Source organism: Pseudoalteromonas ulvae UL12 (assembly GCF_014925405.1).
Classification (GTDB): Bacteria; Pseudomonadota; Gammaproteobacteria; order Enterobacterales; family Alteromonadaceae; genus Pseudoalteromonas; species Pseudoalteromonas ulvae.
The window spans coordinates 95,882-110,913 of sequence record NZ_AQHJ01000019.1 but is presented as its reverse complement, the minus strand read 5'-3'; the positions used below and the strand labels follow the sequence as shown (position 1 = coordinate 110,913).

Genomic DNA, 15,032 nt, shown 5'->3' with positions numbered 1-15,032 from the left:
CATCAATCGTATTTTGGCGGCTTTTTATGGCGTACAACTTTACTTTTGTAACGGATGGTAGTTAGATAAAAATTACTCTCCGTTCAAAATGGCTTGCACGTGTTTAGAAAATTCATCGTTTGGTTTGTTTTTATAAGCTTTGCTGCTTCTACTGCTGCTTTAGCTAAACCTACCGTATTATTTGTGAATCCCTCAATAATTAACGAACCTTTTTGGCTCAAAACGGAAATGATCACCCAAGCTGCTGCGGCTGATTTAGATATTCAACTTGATATTGTTTATGGTGGTGGCAATCGTTTAATTCAGTTTGATGAAGTAAGGCGGTATTTGCAATATCAGAAAAAACCAGATTATGTGATTTTCATGAACTACCCTGGCGGGGCTAAACCTATGATGTCGCTGCTTGAGGAATATAAAGTGCCTTTTATTACTCTAGAAAACAATATCTTAGATGAAGAGCGCACACAAGTAGGGCTGCCAGGTGAAAATTTTACCTACTGGCTAGGAGAGATTTTTTACGATCATCAACAGGCGGGTAAATTATTGGCGAGTGATTTGATTCGTCAATATCAGAAACATCACACTGAGTCCGCAACTGTGATTGGGTTAAGTGGGCACCATGGACAGGAGTCGCTGGCGCGTAACCAAGGGTTATTAGAGAGTGTTGCTCAATCTGAGGCTGTCAGTTTGGGGCAAATTGTCTACGCAAGTTGGTCTGAACAATTAGCCTATCAAAATACCCTCAAGTTATTAAAACGTTACCCTAAAACAGCAATGATCTGGAGTGCTTCCGATTTGATGGGGTATGGTGCAATTAGAGCGAGTAAAGAGCTAGGGCTAATAGTCAATAAAGATGTGTTTATCGGTGGCTTTGATTGGCTCAATCCATCTTTAGAGAAAATCATTCAAGGTGAGATGTCAGCATCCGTTGGCGGGCATTTTATGATGGGCGCTTGGGCATTGATAAGTATTGCTGATCACATGCAGGGTATTCCATATTGGTCACACTCAAAAAGCAAACAGCTTATTTTTGAGCTTGAACTTGTTAATCAAGATAATGTTGCTTCTTTACTTCCCTTAATGAAACAGAATCAAAATGCATGGATTGATTTTGACTTTAGGCAATTTAGTTTACAAAACCAGGCTAATGCTGGTTATCAGTTTAGTGTTGAAAAAATAGTGAGTAATTTAAAACCTTCAAACACTTCACTTGCAAAATAACAGCTCTTTAAGAGCTTGTTCAGAGATGGGCTTACTTAATAAAAATCCTTGAATAACATCACAGTGCTCTGCGATGAGCCAATCTAATTGTTGATGCGTTTCGACGCCTTCGGCAACTACGTTGACTTTTAATTCTTGTGCAAGCTGCAATACAAAACGTGCGATGGCATTATGGTCAGGAAGAGCCTGAATAAATGCTCGGTCGATTTTGAGGGTATCAAAAGGGAGTTTATTTACTTGTGACAGGCTCGAAAAACCCGTACCAAAGTCATCAATCGCGACCGTTATCCCTAAGCTTTGCAGCTGTGTTAATTGTGCTACGACATAGTCGGAATTCGCCATCGCAGCTTCAGTAATTTCGATTTCTAATACTTGATAAGGCAGTTGGTAGCGTTCAGCTAGGTTTTTAACAATTGAGAATAAATCAACCTCATAATTAAAATTCACAGATGAAAAGTTAACTGCGACTCGAAAGTCCTCACGCTTTAAGCTTGCCGCAAATTGCCATGCTTTTTTGAGAACAATTAAGTCGATTTGACTAATTAAATTAAATCGTTCAGCTAAAGGAATGAAGATACCGGGAGAGATCCATTGCCCGTCACTTTGCCAGCGTGCGAGCGCTTCACATCCCACCATCAACTCGGTATTTGATGCTGAAAATTTGGGCTGATAAGCAATGCTGATATCTTCATTCTGAATGGCTAATTTGAGCTTTTGCTCCAGCGCTTGTTCCTGCTTAGAGTGAGAGAGCAGGTTGTTTGAAACAGGAAAGAGCGCATTGATATGATTGGTTTTGTCTGCTTGGCTCAAATGCAGCTGAGCTAGCTGAATTTTATCACTAAAAGAATTCGTTAAGCTTGCAGGAGCAAACCCGAAAAGTGTTTTTAACCGCACTTCGTGTTGCTCAATTTTAAAGGCTTGGCGAACTAAGAGAGTAACTTGTTCTGTGATGATGTTAACTTGATCTTCATTGTTCTCAAATAAAATAACCCATTGAGTCAGGCTCAAATTATACCACTGAATTGGTAGGGTTAGTTGTTGCGTTTTTTTACTGAGCAGACCAAGGGTTTTATCTGTGATGCTATAACCAAAATCATGGGTTATTTCTTTTAGCCCTTGCCACTCTACAATCAGCAAGTGATAAGAGCTGCCTTGCCCATCTCGTTTTTTTAACTCTTTAAAAAGGGCGCGTCTATTTGGCAGATTAGAGATGGTGTCGCTGTTAATGAGTTTGGAAATTTCCTGTTGATAATCTAACAGTGAGCTACCAAATAATGCAAAACACACAGAGACATTAATCAATGCGACGCCTGATAAATTAATTAAAGGTGATAGCTGTTCGAGTGGCTGGCGAAAAGTGACCATCATAGCAGATAGCACAAATAAAAAGACAAGTACGATGTCGGCCGAGTTTCGCTTGGCTGATCGTAGAAAAAAGCTAATGGCAATAATAAGTTGGCTGCTGGCGACATAATAAACAAAAGATAAAGTAGGCCCTAAACTCAGCACATCAATGAAATAAATAAATAAATCCAGAACAGCTAAAGCCTTGAGCCATTTTGGCGAGTAATTTCTTAATAAAGAGGCCCAGACAAAACTGAATAAACCGATATGAAAAATAACCCGTCCGAATTGGGGTAAGTACGAAGAGTGTATCGGCACTATCAGCATAAATGAAATGACGTACCAATAAAGAGCTAAGAAGCTACAGGCAAGCACAAAAAGCAAGTTGCGATCTTTACGGTTTTTTAGCTGAAAGAAAATGATCAGCGCAGTGAGTAGATACACACTCGCGTAAACAAGTCTGATGGCGATATTATCCAAGAAATTGTCCTAAGAATAAAAGGTTAAAATCAAAAGGCTATTTTTAACTTTAGCTCAAAATGCTTAGTTTTAAAGTTTGAACTTGTTTATTCAATTGATGATTTCGATCAAAGAGAGTCTCTGATACTGAGCTATGTTTTATATACAAAAGGGTGAAATTGATAGTGATTAATTGGACTAATTTGTACGCTCATTTAGCCAATTATTAGCGAGGAATTATGAGAAATAAAAACGTAATCAGAGCATTAAAAGGGGTGATGTTTTTTGGTATTGGTTTGATATTAGTCGGGCATTATTTGTTATCGGGAATGAAACTACATGAGACTATGGGTGTTACAGGCATTATGATCATAGCCGCATGCATTGCAATCGGGTTAATCATGTCTTTACCGACAAAGATTTATTTAACAATTTTACTGATGAAAAATGAGCAAGAACACAGCAGCCACTAAGTGCACTGCTGTGTTGTTAGTAACTTAAAAGCTTTGTCTACCTAATTGCTCAGACTCATATCGCGTCCCTTTGAGTTTAATGAGCGAAACGCTATCGTTAAAATTGCGGCTAAAATATACCGTTTGTCCGTTGGGAATATGTGGCATAAACGACGTAATCGTTTGCCATTCACCTTCAACTCTATCTTTTAATTTCATTGACGCATTAAACGACTCACCATCTTTTGTACTGAGCACCTCTAAAGCAGTGAGCTGATCATTATCTCCGATTTCGATTAAGGCACTTTTACCTAGTTGAGCTAGAAGCGAGGCTGGTGGATAGGTGTTTTAGACTCAAGAGTGCGTTCGATTTTGCTATCTATGGTGATGTTATTTTCAAGTTGATAGATATCTGCTTTGACCGCAAAAACTGCTTCAGCATGAATGTTAGGGCTGACAAAAAGTCATAGTGTAAATAGGTCTGTAAATTAAAAACTTTATAAAGCAAAGGTATAAGTTTTTACAGGTAGTTTAGGGGGGGTCATCATTGATGAAAAAGGGCCGTTAGGCCCAGTTAAAAAAGACGGAAGACTTAATTTAATTCCATCTCTTGAATAATCTCGTGTGCAATCTCAGGCGTGGTACTTACTGGTTTTTCATGTAAGTTCGCTTTGAGTTGGCCTTTTCGATGCTTCAATGCCGCATCTAATTTTTTCGCAGCTGCAGAAATCGCTGGATACATTACATCATTCTCACCGGTCGCTGAGATACGTGCGCCTTCATAAATAGTACTGATTTCAACCTGATGCTGATTGTGTTCCTTCGAAATAATAATGTCTAATGCAATTAAAGATGGAAAGTGGCTCGCAATTTTCGAAAACTTTTCTTCGACATGTTCTCTAACTGAAGCAGTAACGTCGACATGATGACCTGAAACATTTATTTTCATAGGTTTTCCTTTTTATTGTTACTTCACTATTAGAGTTTGGGGTATGTTGGCTAAAACACAAGGTAATAACGAATAATATTTGATGTGTATCACAAAGAAATGATTTTTTGTGCAAAATAGCAGCAGGTTCGTTGTTTTTTTACTCAGTTAGCGGCTTGTTTTATATCTATAAATTCTTTAAATCTGCTTTATAAGTTGTCAGTTTTGATGTTTATGGTAGGAATTAAACAAGTAATGCGATGACATCAATTGATCTCATCGCATTACTTGTCGCTGTCAAAGTTTTAGTGAACAGCCTTATTTTTACGGTTCAAATCTTATGGCTGCAGTGCTGAAACAATAAAGTAGGGATTCAAATACTCTGCTTTGGTGTTGTAACGAAGCGGTGAACCATCGACTTGCGTGACTGAGGCGCCAGCTATTTCTGCTACGGCATGACCTGCGCCGGTATCCCACTCGGATGTCAGGCCTAAACGTGGGTAAATATCAGCTTTGCCTTCGGCAACCAAGCATAACTTGAGTGAGCTGCCAGTTGGCACCATCTCAACTTCATCAAATTGCGTCAAGTATTGGGCTAGGTCAGGTGATGGATGTGAACGACTCCCGACGACTCGAATTAATCCTGAGTTAGCTTTTTTAGTGACACTGAGCTGGATGCGGCTCTGGCCATCATCTTTAAATGCGCCTAACTCTGTTGCAGCACAATAAGTGACACCTAGCGCAGGTGCATCAACAGCGGCGAGGATTGGCTTACCATGGTCGATTAAAGCGATGTTCACAGTGAATTCACCATTCTTTTTGATGAACTCTTTTGTGCCATCAATCGGATCGACGAGCCAATATTGTTGCCAAGTTTGGCGCTCATCCCAGCTGATGTTGGCGCTTTCTTCACTCAAAATAGGCAAGTCTGGAGTGAGTGCTTTTAAGCCTTTTACAATCACTGCATGGGCCGCTAAATCAGCGTCAGTCACTGGGCTATCATCGCCTTTGTATTCGATGTTGAAGTCTTTGTCGTAAATCACCATCGCAGCTTGCCCTGCTTGACGAGCAATGGCCACGATTTGTTCTAATAAATCAGACTGATTCATAGTTATCACTTAATAATTTGCTGCGTTTTAAGATAATCAATCAGTTGTGCTACGGAGTCAGCTAACTGGTTTTGGCTGGTATCGAGCACCACTTCAGGGTTGTTTGGGATTTGATATTCAGAATCTATCCCAGTGAAATGTTTAATTTCACCTGCACGGGCTTTAACATACAAACCTTTTGGATCCCGTTCTTCACAGACTGCTAATGGGGTATCGAGGAAGACTTCAATGAATTCACCTTCGTCGACTAATTCACGCACCATTTGACGCTCTGCACTAAATGGAGAAATAAACGCCGTCAGTACAACTAGGCCCGCATCCAGCATCAGTTTAGCGACTTCACCCACCCGGCGGATGTTCTCTTGGCGATCTGCATCACTAAAGGCAAGATCTTTACACAGACCATGGCGGACATTATCGCCATCGAGCAAATAGGTATGCACACCTGCTTGGTGCAGAGCGTGTTCAAGCGCGCCTGCTACCGTACTTTTGCCTGAACCAGAAAAACCAGTAAACCAAATAATGCAAGGGCGATGCTGTTTTTGTGATGATCTATCTTGCTTTGAAACGGCATAGTGTTGCCAAACAATATTGTTATCCACTTTAAACCCTTATTTAAATGGAAAAACCATAGGAATGACCGTCAGCACTGTGATCGAGTAAATCAGAGACATCGGCACACCAATGGTAAAATAATCTCGCAGGCGATAATTACCCGCACTGTAAACCATTAAGTTTGTTTGATAACCAAATGGCGAAATAAAGCTAGCAGATGCGCCAAATGCGACCGCCATGATATATGGCAATGGATTGACATCAAAACCAATTGCTAAGGCATAGGCGACCGGAAAAGACAGCGCCGCTGCAGCGTTATTGGTGATTAACTCGGTGAATATGACCGTCATGATAAAAATGGCAATAAATGCGCCGTATGGGCCAAAGTCACCCAACACATACAACATGGCATTTGAAATCTCCGACGCGACACCTGTGCCGATCATCAATTTAGCTAAGCCAATTGCACTGCCTACAACCACAAGTAACTCTAACGGAAAGCGGCGCTTCACTTCGTTGACGCGCACCATACCTGTGAGCATATAAGCAATCAGCAGCACTAATAGACCTTTGACTAAGGGCACGACACCTGTAATGCCTAACCCTAAGGTTGCAATGAATGTGGCCAATACAGCAAAGGATTTTTTATCATTGAGATGCGTTTGTAGGTCAAGACCTGAAATATAAACAAACTCTCGCTTCAAATCTGTGGTGTCATAAAACTTAGCGCTAGGCGCTAAAATAAGCGAATCCCCAGCTTGTAAGCGAATTTGCCCAAGGCCGCCTTGAAGGCGATCATGACCACGTCGAATAGCAATAACCGCGGCGTTGAATTGCTCTCTAAAGCGTGCTTCTTTGAGGGTTTTCCCTATGTTTTTAGAGGAGTGGCTGACAACTACCTCAACTAAGTGCTCAATGCGCATATCATGCTTATCATGGAGCACTTTTAAACCATCAAATTGCGTAAGCAGAGGCACAGATTTAATATCCCCTACAAACAACAAGATATCGCCTTGCTGCAGTATTTCTTTGGGCGAAACGGCCACGATGCGTTGCTCGGCGCGAATTATTTCAGCTAAAAACAAATCTTTTAAATCACGCAGGCCATTTTCTTCGACACTTTGGCCAATGAGCTTCGAGTCCGCTTGAATTTTTCCTTCAACATAGAAGGGCACCACTTCTTGATCGGCACGGCCATTGTCAGGCAAAAATCGCACTAAAAAGAGCAGGCTGATTAAGCCAACAGAAAAAGCAGCTAATCCAACTAAGGTAAAATCAAAAAAGCCCAGTGGTTCCATACCTGCTTCAATGGCAAAGCCGTTGACTATCAAGTTAGTTGAGGTACCAATTAACGTCAGTGTCCCGCCCAAAATAGCCGTATAACTCAAAGGAAGTAATAACTTTGAAGGGGCATGGGTTGGGTTATCTTTAACCGCAGAAATCAATGTGGCGACAACCGCAGTATTGTTGGTAAATGAGGATAAAAAGCCGGTCGAAATTCCCAGCTTTGCCACCGTTTTGAGTAAACTACCGTTGGCCAGTGAGCGGGAAAGCTTTTGAACAAGCGTGGTTTTTTCAATGCCGATAGAGACCACCACAAGTAAAATCAGAGTGATCAAAGAAGGATTGGCAAAATTCACCAGCATCTGCTCAAGCTCGATCAGCCCAGTTAAAAAGCAGGCACCAATTGCGGCTGCAAATAACCAGGCAGGCCTAAGCTTGGTGCCAAAAAGGCACCCAACAAGCGTAAGCATGATCCCGGTTAATACAAGTTGCTGATACATTATGAGTTATTTCCAAACTGGGCCGAAGCCCAGTTGACTATTTAAGCTTTGCAATGTCAATGGCTTGCCAATGAGGATAATGCTTTCGAATAAAGGCATTAAGTTCAAGCTCTTGTTGACTAAAGCGACTGTCATGGACTTCACTGGCCAGCACTTGCTCAATCATACCCGCAGCAACGGTTAAGTTACTTAAACGGTCGATTAAAATGAATGCACCGGTTTCGTGGTTATCGTGATACTTATCCGCTAACACGCTTTCTGTTAGTTCTAGTGTCACAATCGCGATTTCATTGAGTTGCAATGAATCAGCTTGCCCATGCTTAAGTGTATTGACATCAATGGTGTGATCGATACGTGTCACAGTCGCGGTGGTATTTTTACTGCTAATTTTGATGTTGTAGCTTTTACCTAATACCAACGGCTCTTCATGCATCCAAACAAGCTTAGTTTGGAAGCGATTGCTCACTTGCGCTTGAGAGCTAGCAGGAACAATTACATCGCCACGACTAATGTCGATTTCAGAAGTTAAGGTCAAAGTGACCGCTTGGCCCACTTCTGCGCGCGGTAGGTTGCCATCAAAGGTGACGATTTCTTTAATCGTTGATGTTTTACCCGATGGTAATACTTTGACTGCATCACCGGCTTTAAACTCACCTGAAGTAATCGTACCTTGAAAGCCTCGGAAGTTAAGATTTGGGCGAATCACATACTGCACCGGTAAACGCGCTTCTGAGTTGTGGTTTGCCAATGTCGCCGGCGAATCTTCCAGTAATTCAAGCAATGGTTTGTCTGTGTAATACGGTGTATGTTCAGAGCGCGTTACTACGTTGTCACCACGAAGGGCTGACATTGGCACAAACTTGATGTTGCTGACATTTAATTGCTCAGCGAATTTTAAATAGTCAGTCTTAATTTTTTCATACACAGCTTCATCAAAATCGACGATATCCATCTTATTGATCGCAACAACAAATTGCTCAATACCTAATGAATCACAAATGAAACTATGGCGTTTAGTTTGAACTTGCACGCCATAACGTGCATCGACCAAAATAATTGCCAAGTCGCTGTTTGATGCACCTGTCACCATGTTTCGAGTGTATTGCTCGTGTCCAGGCGTATCTGCAATGATGAACTTACGTTTTGCTGTTGAAAAATAGCGGTACGCGACATCAATTGTGATGCCTTGCTCGCGCTCAGCTTGCAGGCCATCTACTAATAACGCTAAATCGAGTTCTTCACCAGCGTTACCCACTTTTTCATTATCTTTATGTAATGCGGCAAGTTGATCTTCATAAATTTGGTGGCTGTCGTGTAATAAGCGACCAATCAAGGTTGATTTACCGTCGTCGACGCTGCCACAGGTTAATAAACGCAGTAAGCTTTTGTCTTGTTGGCGAGCAAGATATGCTTCTACGCCTAACTCTTTGACTTCGTTAATAGTGTCGTTTGTTTTAGACATTAGAAATACCCCTCACGTTTTTTCTTCTCCATTGATCCTGCTGAATCATGATCAATGACGCGGCCTTCACGCTCTGATGAGGTTGAAAGCAGCATTTCTTCAATAATTCCAGCTAATGTATCAGCTGTTGATTCGACTGCACCGGTGAGTGGGTAACAACCAAGAGTACGAAAGCGTACTGACTTCATTTGTGGCACTTCACCTTCATCAAGGGGCATGCGCTCGTCGTCAACCATGATTAGGGTACCGTTACGCTCAACAACTGGGCGCTCTTTAGCTAAATACAAAGGCACCATATCGATGTTTTCTTGATAAATGTATTGCCAGATATCCAGCTCAGTCCAATTTGATAATGGGAATACACGGATGCTCTCACCAGAGTTCACTTGACTGTTATAGGTGCTCCAAAGCTCAGGGCGCTGATTTTTAGGATCCCAACGGTGATGTTTATCACGGAATGAGTAAACACGTTCTTTCGCGCGAGATTTTTCTTCGTCGCGGCGTGCGCCACCAAAGGCAGCATCAAAGCCGTATTTATTGAGCGCTTGTTTCAAGCCCTGCGTTTTCATAACGTCAGTATGCTTAGCTGAACCATGAGTAAATGGACCTATGCCCATCTCAATCCCTTCAGGGTTTTTGTGCACGATTAAGTCAAAGTCGTATTCTTTAGCTAAACGGTCACGAAATTCGATCATTTCCTTGAACTTCCAGTCAGTGTCGACATGAAGTAAAGGGAAAGGAATTTTCGCTGGGTAAAAGGCTTTACGTGCTAAATGTAGTAGCACAGAAGAGTCTTTACCGATTGAATAAAGCATCACTGGGTTTTCAAACTCAGCGGCGACTTCTCGCATTATTTTGATACTTTCAGCTTCGAGTTGCTGAAGGTGTGTTAAAGCCATGGTTGACCTTCCTAACAATAATTAAAATTTATTTATGCTATATCTGTTAGCGGTTGCGCAAAACTGCTGGTTTGTGATTGTTTGCCAAACCAAGCAAGTTCATGATGAAGTTGCGCAACTTCACCAATGATTAAAAGTGCAGGTGACTGAATATTATTGTGTTCAATCAACTCAGCTAACGAGCCTAATTGGCCGGTTACAACTCGTTGGTTTTTACGTGTGCCATTTTCAACGATAGCAACAGGTGTTGTGGCTGCACGGCCATGCTCTAACAACTGCGCTTGTATATGGGGTGACTTTACCACGCCCATATACACTGCGAGGGTTTGATGAGGTTGAGCTAATGAGCGCCAATCTAAATCTTGACCATCTTTTTTACAGTGACCTGTGACAAACTGAATTGCTTGCGCATGATCGCGATGAGTCAATGGAATGCCTGCATAAGCAGCACAACCAGCGGCAGCGGTAATGCCCGGGACAATTTGATAACTAACGTGATTGGCAACCAGTACTTGGACTTCTTCACCGCCTCGGCCATAAATAAATGGATCGCCACCTTTAATGCGGCATACTTTTTTACCTTCTTTAGCTAAGCGGACTAATAATTGATTGGTGTCGTGTTGCTCAACACTGTGATTTCCCATTCGTTTGCCAACACAAATGAGGTCAGCATCACGGCGAACCAGTTCCATAATTTCATCTGACACTAAATAGTCGTATACAACGACGTCGGCTTGCTGCATCAGTTGTAGTGCTTTGAGCGTCAGTAACTCAGGGTCGCCCGGACCTGCGCCAATAACATACACTTCGCCTTCAGGTTCTACCGTGTTGTTGAGCATTGCATCAAGCTGTGCAGAAGCCGCGTCTATATCGCCGGTTTGTACTTTGCTGACGACTTGAGAATCAAACACGCTTTCCCAAAATTGGCGGCGATCTGAAAACTGTTTAAAACGTTGTTTAACTTTATGGCGAAAACTACCGACTAACTCTGCTAAAGGGCCGATGTGCTGTGGAATTAAGGTTTCGAGTTTTTCGCGTAAGCGTCTGGCAAGCACTGGCGCAGTGCCAGCACTTGAGATCGCAATAGTGATAGGATTACGATCAACAATAGAAGGAAAAATAAAGCTACATTTAGGTTGATCGTCAACCACATTAACGAAAATATTACGCTCATTGGCGGCATTAAATACCGCTTCGTTAACAGCATTTAGATCTGTCGCTGCAATGACCAACATTTGGCCATCAAGCTGCTCAGGGCTAAAATAGTCATGTACCAGTGTCACTGTCTTTTCTTGTGCCATTTCTAGAAGTTCATGGCAAAACTCAGGTGCAACTAAGGTCACGCGGCCGCGTGCTTGTAAAAACGCACGGCACTTTCGTAGTGCAACTTCACCACCGCCGATGATCAACACCGGTTTATTATCTAATTTGGTAAAAATAGGTAAATACTGCACTGAACGTTCCTCAACTAACACTGAACTAGCCATTCAATTCGGCTATGACCTTGGCAGAATATGCTGGGCAGAGACAAGTAAAAAATAATTAATAATGCATCTATATTCTAAAAAGTTATATAGTGACTTTGATTTTGGTTTAAGCGCCATTTTTTAAGCGCTTAAGCGTTTTCTTACATGGTTGTTTTGTTTGAATGGGCGGCTAGAGTGTTTGGTTATGAGATATGCAATTCGGGTTTATTTGCGTTCGATTAAATCCCATTTATTGCCATACAAATCCTGAAGTACCACAACGGTTGCATAGCTTTCTTCTCTGGGTTGTTCGCAAAATTCTACCCCAGCGTCTTTCATCGCGTTATAGTCGGCCCAAAAGTCGTCGGTTTGTAAAAATAAAAAGACGCGACCACCACTTTGATTGCCTACAGCGGCGCATTGTTCTGCAGAGCTTGCTTTTGCTAACAATAACGCAGTGCCTGTATTATTTTTTGGTGCAACTTGTACCCAGCGTTTACCAGCACCTAAGTCAGTATCTTCAAGTAGCGCAAATCCCATTTTTTGAGTGTAAAAATCAATGGCTTGATCGTAATCCGTCACGAGCAAACTCACGTTTGCAATTGATTGTTGGTGCATTGTTACCTCTGTTATCTCGAATATGCGATTGTGGATAAAAACCTAGTGTACTCAAATCTTGATTAATTGGCTGGTAAAAGTTATTAACATTATTAAAAAGAAGGGAATGAAGATGCAACTAGAGACAACTCGTTTAATCCTGCGGTCGCTTTGTGAAGATGACTGGCCGTTTTTTCTGGCATTACATCAGTTACCATCTGTGATGAAGTTTGTGGCGGATATTGAACAAGAGCCGCAAATTTTGGCTCGATTTAATGAGCGTTCAGCCCCGTGGTCGAAAGAAAACCAAGGTTGGTTAACGCTATTGATAATTGAAAAGGAGTCAAACAGAGCAGTTGGCTTAACAGGCTTCTTATCGCGTTGGCATCCATATCAACAGGCCGAGGTGGGCTTTATGATTCATCCAGATGCCCAAGGTGCTGGATACGGGTATGAATCGTTACTCAGTGTATTGCATTTTGCTGCTGCAGGGTGTGGGTTTCATAAAATAACCGCGACGGTCACTGAAGGCAATGAGGGCTCAGTTGCATTGTTAACAAAAGCAGGTTTTGAACTTGAAGGGCGCTTAAAAGATAATTTTCGAATTCATAACCAGTGGTGTAATGACTTAGTGTTTGCGTATTGGCCGTCTTAACAGTTGTAGAGGTTTTGACAGTGTTTTTGTGAAATAAGTTGTGTTAAATACGCATTAATAGTCTCTAGGTGAGGGGATTTTTTGGATATATGAATATAAGTAGGGATCAATTCAAGAGAGTTAAATTCAATTTGATCTAACTTGAGGTGCTTAGTGTCATGGAAATTAAGCATCTCTTTGTGCTGAATATAACCGATATGGTGGGCAACACGGCCTAACGCAAACAATTCTAAAGCATCCACACCATTTTTAAGCTCGACAAATTCATAACCTCGCTGCTCGAGCACTTCTCTTTGCCCTTCGTAATTATACCCTCGAATCGCTGAGACTGTTTTTTGTTCAGCCATCGCTTTATTCGTCGCAAATGCGAGATTGATGTAGTGAAATTGCGGTTTAACAATAACAGATTGCCCTTGCAGTGCTTTTGTCGATGCGATGTTGAGCAACATGTCAACTTTTCCATTGGCAAATAACTTATATAACCGAGCGGGCGTGACACAGAGTATTTTCAATGGTTGCTCACTAAAAAGAAATAGCTTTTTGAGCTGCGCGACAGCAGGTCCTTCGCATTCGCCATGTTGATTTTGTGTGATATCGGGCGGAAATGGATAAAGACCAAATGTGAGTTGGGTTTGTCCATAAGCAGGAAAAAGACAGCCAAGCAATAATAGAAGGGGCAGAGTAAAAGAGAAAGTAGTGCGCGCCACTGAGTACCTGATGATGAAATAAATCATTGTATTATCAATGAGTAAAAATGAAGAGTTTACAGCTGCTTATTATAGCAGCAATTAAAGAGACAAACAGCAATCTATAGGGCTTTTTCAGGGTCATTTCAGCCTTATGTGATCTGAATTAATGTTCGTTGATTTTTTATCCGCTGATTTCACCCTTTATCACCTTACTTCACCACTCATCACATAGTCGCAAACAGGGTGCAGAATCTTACCTACTATTACCTCAACGACACGGCAAACAGCCACTTAATTCAAAACTTAGTAGGTAATTATTATGACTTCTTCAAACATCATCGAATTTACAATGACATCAGTATTAGCAATCGCAGGTATCGCATTTTTAGCCACAGCAGGTATGGCTTCAGCAGTGGTAACCGGTACTGTATTAGCTGGCGGTTATATCTTAGCAACTCGTTAATTTACTTAACTCAACATTTTAAGGGAAACGTACAATGAACACATCATCAATGGTCGAATCAATAACAACATCAGTCGTCGCAGTGGCAGGCATCGTATTCTTAGCTACAGCGGGTATGGCCTCAGCAGTTGTCGCAGGAACAGTAATAGCAGGTGGTTATATAGTCGCTACACGATAAACAATCATGAAATAAATAAGGAGGCTGCCTATGCAGTTAATCCCAAAGCGCGAATAAAAAGCACTGAACCCTCAAGGTCAGTGCTTTTTTGTGATTATCAGTATTTATTGACTATGCTCTTAGTAAATAAAATCTAACTGTCTTATAAATAATGGAAATTAAGTATGAATATCGTCTCATCAATAGAAATTAACAGCCCAAGAGCTGATGTCTGGGCTGCAATAACGGATATTTCGCAATGGCAAACGATGATTGACGGTATCCTTGACTTGAATGTAATTCATCAGCCGGCAGAGGGATTAATTGGTTTAAAATGGGCGGAGACACGTCAAGTATTTGGTAAAGAATCCACCGAAACAATGTGGATCACCCAAGCCAAAGAGCAAGAATATTATTGTACTCGCGCAGAAAACTGTGGGGCAATCTACACCACTCGAATTTCACTCGATGAAGTGGCAGGAAACACTCAACTCACCATGTCTTTCCAGGGAAGTGCAGATGGGATGGTTATGAAGTGCATGACCGCCATCATGGGCTTTTTTATCAAAAAATCAATGCTCAAACTGATCGAAAAAGACTTGCAAGATATCAAGGCCTTTGTTGAACAGAGTTAAATGGGTTTGATCCAAGCTCTTTGCAATGCCAGTACTAATTCACTCACTTTCTAGCGTTAAGTTTATACCTTGAATTGACCCTTTATCACCTTACTTCACCACTCATCACATAGTCGCAAACAGAGCGCAGGATCTTGCCTACTATTACCTCAACGAC

17 protein-coding genes are annotated in these 15,032 nt (G+C 41.6%); 6 read left to right on the top strand and 11 right to left on the bottom strand.

The annotated features are described in order from the left end of the window. Nucleotides 1–99 precede the first annotated feature (99 nt). The gene (locus PULV_RS01090) at nucleotides 100–1,221 is read left to right on the top strand and encodes an ABC transporter substrate-binding protein (RefSeq protein ID WP_193330656.1); all 1,122 of its coding nucleotides are present in this window, start codon (nucleotides 100–102) and stop codon (nucleotides 1,219–1,221) included. Here PULV_RS01090 and PULV_RS01085 read toward each other — a convergent pair. Continuing rightward, entirely contained in the window at nucleotides 1,207–3,045 is a 1,839-nt protein-coding gene (locus PULV_RS01085) for a GGDEF domain-containing phosphodiesterase (protein WP_193330655.1), read from the bottom strand. The genes PULV_RS01090 and PULV_RS01085 overlap by 15 nt on opposite strands. A 218-nt stretch (nucleotides 3,046–3,263) precedes the next feature. On the opposite strand from PULV_RS01085, the gene PULV_RS01080 reads away from it, so the two are divergent. Beyond that, nucleotides 3,264–3,497, top strand: coding sequence for a hypothetical protein (locus PULV_RS01080; RefSeq protein WP_193330654.1), 234 nt, complete (start codon nucleotides 3,264–3,266; stop codon nucleotides 3,495–3,497). Between the two features lie 24 nt (nucleotides 3,498–3,521). Here PULV_RS01080 and PULV_RS21860 read toward each other — a convergent pair whose 3' ends face one another. The 9 genes from PULV_RS21860 to PULV_RS01035 all read right to left on the bottom strand — a co-directional run bounded on the left by PULV_RS21860 (nucleotide 3,522) and on the right by PULV_RS01035 (nucleotide 12,297). Beyond that, nucleotides 3,522–3,695: a hypothetical protein gene (locus PULV_RS21860; protein WP_227009326.1), complete on the bottom strand. Its 174-nt coding sequence runs from the start codon at nucleotides 3,693–3,695 to the stop codon at nucleotides 3,522–3,524. 373 nt (nucleotides 3,696–4,068) lie between these two features. Beyond that, on the bottom strand, nucleotides 4,069–4,425 hold the full coding sequence (gene hpf, locus PULV_RS01070; RefSeq protein WP_193330653.1) for a ribosome hibernation-promoting factor, HPF/YfiA family: 357 nt from the start codon (nucleotides 4,423–4,425) through the stop codon (nucleotides 4,069–4,071). Nucleotides 4,426–4,742: 317 nt separating this feature from the next. Continuing rightward, the gene (gene cysQ, locus PULV_RS01065) at nucleotides 4,743–5,513 is read right to left on the bottom strand and encodes a 3'(2'),5'-bisphosphate nucleotidase CysQ (RefSeq protein ID WP_193330652.1); all 771 of its coding nucleotides are present in this window, start codon (nucleotides 5,511–5,513) and stop codon (nucleotides 4,743–4,745) included. A gap of 5 nt (nucleotides 5,514–5,518) precedes the next feature. Next, the gene (gene cysC, locus PULV_RS01060; RefSeq protein WP_193330651.1) at nucleotides 5,519–6,115 is read right to left on the bottom strand and encodes an adenylyl-sulfate kinase; all 597 of its coding nucleotides are present in this window, start codon (nucleotides 6,113–6,115) and stop codon (nucleotides 5,519–5,521) included. Between the two features lie 9 nt (nucleotides 6,116–6,124). Continuing rightward, nucleotides 6,125–7,852, bottom strand: coding sequence for an SLC13 family permease (locus PULV_RS01055; protein ID WP_193330650.1), 1,728 nt, complete (start codon nucleotides 7,850–7,852; stop codon nucleotides 6,125–6,127). Between the two features lie 37 nt (nucleotides 7,853–7,889). Further along, nucleotides 7,890–9,314, bottom strand: a complete 1,425-nt coding sequence (gene cysN, locus PULV_RS01050; protein WP_193330649.1) for a sulfate adenylyltransferase subunit CysN — start codon at nucleotides 9,312–9,314, stop codon at nucleotides 7,890–7,892. Then, nucleotides 9,314–10,213 carry a sulfate adenylyltransferase subunit CysD gene (gene cysD, locus PULV_RS01045; RefSeq protein ID WP_193330648.1) on the bottom strand — a complete coding sequence of 300 codons (900 nt, stop codon included), beginning with the start codon at nucleotides 10,211–10,213 and terminating at the stop codon, nucleotides 9,314–9,316. The genes cysN and cysD overlap by 1 nt, the downstream gene beginning before the upstream one ends. Before the next feature lie 32 nt (nucleotides 10,214–10,245). Then, nucleotides 10,246–11,667, bottom strand: coding sequence for a siroheme synthase CysG (gene cysG, locus PULV_RS01040; RefSeq protein ID WP_193330663.1), 1,422 nt, complete (start codon nucleotides 11,665–11,667; stop codon nucleotides 10,246–10,248). A 237-nt stretch (nucleotides 11,668–11,904) separates the two neighbouring features. Then, nucleotides 11,905–12,297, bottom strand: a complete 393-nt coding sequence (locus PULV_RS01035; RefSeq protein WP_086745884.1) for a VOC family protein — start codon at nucleotides 12,295–12,297, stop codon at nucleotides 11,905–11,907. Nucleotides 12,298–12,409: 112 nt separating this feature from the next. On the opposite strand from PULV_RS01035, the gene PULV_RS01030 reads away from it, so the two are divergent. Beyond that, on the top strand, nucleotides 12,410–12,931 hold the full coding sequence (locus PULV_RS01030; RefSeq protein ID WP_086745885.1) for a GNAT family N-acetyltransferase: 522 nt from the start codon (nucleotides 12,410–12,412) through the stop codon (nucleotides 12,929–12,931). On the opposite strand, the gene PULV_RS01025 is transcribed toward PULV_RS01030, so the two are convergent. Further along, nucleotides 12,928–13,638 (bottom strand): type 2 periplasmic-binding domain-containing protein, encoded by a 711-nt coding sequence (locus PULV_RS01025; protein WP_086745886.1) that lies wholly within the window; start codon nucleotides 13,636–13,638, stop codon nucleotides 12,928–12,930. The two genes, PULV_RS01030 and PULV_RS01025, sit on opposite strands and share 4 nt — an antisense overlap. A 301-nt stretch (nucleotides 13,639–13,939) precedes the next feature. Between PULV_RS01025 and PULV_RS01020 the strand changes: the two genes are divergently transcribed. The 3 genes from PULV_RS01020 (at nucleotide 13,940) to PULV_RS01010 (ending at nucleotide 14,875) form a co-directional block, all read left to right on the top strand. Continuing rightward, nucleotides 13,940–14,083, top strand: coding sequence for a hypothetical protein (locus PULV_RS01020; RefSeq protein WP_176365259.1), 144 nt, complete (start codon nucleotides 13,940–13,942; stop codon nucleotides 14,081–14,083). Nucleotides 14,084–14,117: 34 nt separating this feature from the next. After that, the gene (locus tag PULV_RS01015) at nucleotides 14,118–14,261 is read left to right on the top strand and encodes a hypothetical protein (protein ID WP_176365260.1); all 144 of its coding nucleotides are present in this window, start codon (nucleotides 14,118–14,120) and stop codon (nucleotides 14,259–14,261) included. 164 nt (nucleotides 14,262–14,425) lie between these two features. Further along, nucleotides 14,426–14,875 carry an SRPBCC family protein gene (locus tag PULV_RS01010; RefSeq protein WP_086745887.1) on the top strand — a complete coding sequence of 150 codons (450 nt, stop codon included), beginning with the start codon at nucleotides 14,426–14,428 and terminating at the stop codon, nucleotides 14,873–14,875. The last annotated feature ends 157 nt before the right edge of the window (nucleotides 14,876–15,032 follow it).

Bases quoted from the DNA above. Each gene is read 5' to 3' on its own strand.
- PULV_RS01080 (WP_193330654.1), top strand. From the start codon at position 3,264: ATGAGAAATAAAAACGTAATCAGAGCATTAAAAGGGGTGATGTTTTTT.
- PULV_RS21860 (WP_227009326.1), bottom strand. From the start codon at position 3,695: ATGAAATTAAAAGATAGAGTTGAAGGTGAATGGCAAACGATTACGTCG.
- hpf (WP_193330653.1), bottom strand. From the start codon at position 4,425: ATGAAAATAAATGTTTCAGGTCATCATGTCGACGTTACTGCTTCAGTT.
- cysQ (WP_193330652.1), bottom strand. From the start codon at position 5,513: ATGAATCAGTCTGATTTATTAGAACAAATCGTGGCCATTGCTCGTCAA.
- PULV_RS01055 (WP_193330650.1), bottom strand. From the start codon at position 7,852: ATGTATCAGCAACTTGTATTAACCGGGATCATGCTTACGCTTGTTGGG.
- cysN (WP_193330649.1), bottom strand. From the start codon at position 9,314: ATGTCTAAAACAAACGACACTATTAACGAAGTCAAAGAGTTAGGCGTA.
- cysD (WP_193330648.1), bottom strand. From the start codon at position 10,213: ATGGCTTTAACACACCTTCAGCAACTCGAAGCTGAAAGTATCAAAATA.
- PULV_RS01035 (WP_086745884.1), bottom strand. From the start codon at position 12,297: ATGCACCAACAATCAATTGCAAACGTGAGTTTGCTCGTGACGGATTAC.
- PULV_RS01030 (WP_086745885.1), top strand. From the start codon at position 12,410: ATGCAACTAGAGACAACTCGTTTAATCCTGCGGTCGCTTTGTGAAGAT.
- PULV_RS01020 (WP_176365259.1), top strand. From the start codon at position 13,940: ATGACTTCTTCAAACATCATCGAATTTACAATGACATCAGTATTAGCA.
- PULV_RS01015 (WP_176365260.1), top strand. From the start codon at position 14,118: ATGAACACATCATCAATGGTCGAATCAATAACAACATCAGTCGTCGCA.
- PULV_RS01010 (WP_086745887.1), top strand. From the start codon at position 14,426: ATGAATATCGTCTCATCAATAGAAATTAACAGCCCAAGAGCTGATGTC.